This is a genomic window from Thauera mechernichensis (assembly GCF_029588855.1).
GTDB classification, from domain to species: Bacteria; Pseudomonadota; Gammaproteobacteria; order Burkholderiales; family Rhodocyclaceae; genus Thauera; species Thauera mechernichensis.
Genome location: NZ_JARQZE010000038.1, coordinates 1 through 2,647 on the forward strand (window position 1 = coordinate 1; position 2,647 = coordinate 2,647).

Genomic DNA, 2,647 nt, shown 5'->3' on the forward strand with positions numbered 1-2,647 from the left:
AGCCGCTGTTGCGCAAGCCCGCCGCGATGCCGTTGATCGAGATATGGATGCCGTTGCGGGTGCGCTCGTCGCTGCCGGCAGCGGCGGCGGCTTCGCGGTGGCGGCGCAGCAGCTCGACCTGGACGTGGTTGAGCGGGTCCAGGTAGGGGAAGCGATTGCGGATCGAGCGCTTGAGCAGTGGGTTGCCGTCGAGCAGCGCGGCCTGGCCGGTGATCTTGAGCACCGCCTCGACGGTGGCCTGGTGCTCGGCGCGGATGCGCCCGAAGATCGCCTCGCGCAGCGCGGCGTCCTTGACCAGCTCGGCGTAGCGGCTGGCGATCGCGAGGTCGGTCTTGGCCAGCACCATGTCCATGTTCGACAGCAGGGTCTGGAAGAAGGGCCACTCGCGGTTCATGCGCTGCAGCAGCGCCAGGCCGTCCGCGGGCTGGCGGGCGAGCAAGGCCTGCACCGCGCTGCCAAAGCCGTACCAGCCCGGCAGCATCACCCGGCACTGCGACCAGCTGAAGACCCAGGGGATGGCGCGCAGATCCTCGATGGCGGTGCTCTTCTTGCGCGAGGCCGGGCGGCTGCCGATGTTGAGCGCGGCGATCTCACTGATCACGGTCGATTCCCAGAAGTAGCGCTCGAAGCCCTCGGTCTTGTAGACCAGGCCGCGGTAGGCGGCGAATGCGGCGTCCGACAAGGCCTGCATGGCCTCGAGGAAGGCCGCCGGGGTGGGCGCGGCGCTGGCCGGGCGCAGGCTGGTCTCGAGCGTGGCGGCCACCAGCACCTCGAGGTTGCGCCGGCCCACTTCCGGGTTGCCGTACTTGGCGCCGATCACCTCGCCCTGCTCGGTGAGCCGGATCTGGCCCTGCACCGCGCCCTCGGGCTGAGCGAGGATGGCCTGGTAGCTCGGCCCGCCGCCGCGCCCCACCGAACCGCCGCGGCCGTGGAACAGGCGCAGACGCACGCCGTGGCGGGCGAAGGTGGCCACCAGCTCGCCCTCGGCCTTGTACAGCGCCCAGCCCGAGGTGAGGAAGCCGCCATCCTTGTTGCTGTCCGAGTAGCCGAGCATGACCTCCTGGGTGTGGGCGCGCGCCTCGAGCAGGCCGCGGTAGGCCGGGATCGAGAACAGGCGTTCCATCACGCCGGCGGCGTTCTCCAGGTCGCCGATGGTCTCGAACAGCGGCACGATGTTCACGTCGAGCGCGTTCTCGAGCGGGCGCAGCAGGCCGGCCTCCTTCAGCAGCACGGCCAGCTCGAGCAGGTCGGAGACGTCGTCGGTCTTGGAGATGATGCAGTTGCGGATGGCGGCGCTGCCGTAGCGCTGGTGGATGCCGCGCGCGGCGCGGAAGATGGCGAGCTCGCCCGCGCTCTCCTCGGAGTAGGCGACGTGGGGCGAGGCGAGCGGGCGCGCGGTGGCGAGCTCTTCGAGCAGCAGCGGGCAGCGCGCGGCCTCGTCAAGGCTGGCATAGGCGGTGCCGGGACGGGCCACTTCGAGCAGCTCGGCGACCACGCGCTCGTGCACGTCCGAGTTCTGGCGCAGGTCGAGCGGCGCGAGATGAAAGCCGAACACCTTCACCGCGCGGCGCAGGTGGCGCAGCCGCCCGCGCGCGAGCGCGGCCGAGCCGTTGGCCACCAGCGAGCGGTGCAGGGTGTCGAGGTCCTCGGCGAGCGCGTCGGCGCCGGCATAGGGCTCGGCCGCGGCCACTGCGGGGCGGGCCGGGGCGTGGCCGAGCAGCGCCTGGTAGGTGGCCGCCAGGCGGGCGTAGATGCCGGTGATGGCGCGCCGGTAGGGTTCGTCGCTGCGGTGCGGCGAGTGGTCGGGCGAGCGCGCGGCCAGCGCCAGCAGCGCATCCGAGGCCGAGACCAGGCCCAGCCCGAGCGAGAGCTGCGAGCCCAGGGTGTGCAGCTCGGTGAGGTAGTAGCCCAGGGCGACGGCCGCCTGCATGGCGAGCGCGCGCTCGAGCACCTCGGCGGTGACGAAGGGGTTGCCGTCGCGATCACCGCCGATCCAGCTGCCCACCTGCACGAAGGCGGCCAGCTCGGGCGCGCCCAGCGCCGGGTCGGCCGCGACCAGGCGGTCTTCCAGGCTGGCGTACAGACGCGGCAGCTCGCGCAGGAAGGTGGTGTCGAAATACGACAGGCCGTTATTGACCTCGTCGATCACCGACAGCTTGGCGGTGCGCAGCATGCGCGTCTGCCACAGCGTGAGCACCGCGCGGCGCAGCGCCTCATCGCTGGCGGCGGCCTCCTCGGGGGTGAGTTGCATGCGGTCGCGCTCGTCGAGCAGGCGCGCGATCACGGTCTCGCAGTTGAGGATGCTCTTTCGTTGCACCTCGGTGGGGTGGGCGGTGAGCACCGGCGACACCAGCGCAGCGTCGAAGAACGCGACCAGGCCTGCAGCATCGGTCACGCCGCTGTCGAACACCGCCTGCAGCGCGTGCGGCAGGCTGCCCTCGCGCGGGGCCGAGCCCGCCACCAGGTGCGCGCGCGAGCGCCGGATGTGGTGCTGGTCCTCGGCGATGTTGGCCAGGTGCGAGAAGTAGCTGAAGGCGCGCACGACCTGGATCGTCTGGTCGCGCGACAGCGCATCGAGGATGTCCTCGAGCTCGCGCCGGGCCGCAATGTCGTCGTCGCGGCGGAAGCGCACCGAGTTCTGGCGGAT

General features: G+C 71.7%; 1 protein-coding gene. It reads right to left on the bottom strand.

All coding sequences use genetic code 11. From position 1 onward, the window contains the following. On the bottom strand, positions 1-2,647 hold a 2,647-nt coding region (gene ppc / locus P7F68_RS19815; protein ID WP_277835650.1), incomplete at both ends, for a phosphoenolpyruvate carboxylase.